The 467-nt window shown below is 65.7% G+C and carries 1 protein-coding gene; it reads left to right on the top strand.

Going from position 1 to position 467, the window contains the following annotated elements; genetic code table 11:
- Window positions 1-36: 36 nt before the first annotated feature.
- Window positions 37-467 (top strand): redoxin family protein (locus tag EOC93_RS33730; protein ID WP_127206766.1); only part of this gene is annotated, 431 nt, incomplete at its 3' end.

Here is a 467-nt window from a genome sequence, read left to right as displayed (position 1 = left end):
CGTCGTGAGGCGTCGCTCCGACAAGGTCGCCAAGCCATGAGCACCGAAACGGAAACGCCGCCGCCCAGTCGTCGCCTGTTCGTGCTTCTGCCGCTGCTGATCTTCCTCGGCCTGGCCGGACTGTTCCTGTCGCAACTGCTGTCGGGGCGCGATGCTTCGGAAGTGCCGTCGGCCCTGATCGGCCTGCCTGCGCCGCAAACCAGCCTGCCGGCGCTGGAGGGCTCAAACCTGCCGGGGCTCGATTCGAAAACCTTCGCCGGCAAGGTCACATTGGTCAACGTCTTCGCGTCGTGGTGCGCGCCATGCCGCGAAGAGCACCCGGTGCTTCTGGCGTTGTCGCAGGATAAGCGTTTCACCATGGCAGCGCTGAACTACAAGGACCGGCCCGAAAACGCACGCCGGTTCCTCGGCGATCTCGGCAATCCGTTCCAGGCGATAGGGGTCGACGAAGCGGGCCGCGCGGCGAT

The organism is Mesorhizobium sp. M6A.T.Ce.TU.002.03.1.1, from assembly GCF_003997275.1.
Taxonomy (GTDB): domain Bacteria; phylum Pseudomonadota; class Alphaproteobacteria; order Rhizobiales; family Rhizobiaceae; genus Mesorhizobium; species Mesorhizobium mediterraneum.
Note: the sequence above shows the minus strand (reverse complement) of the source record. Positions and strands in the feature narration are given on the sequence as shown.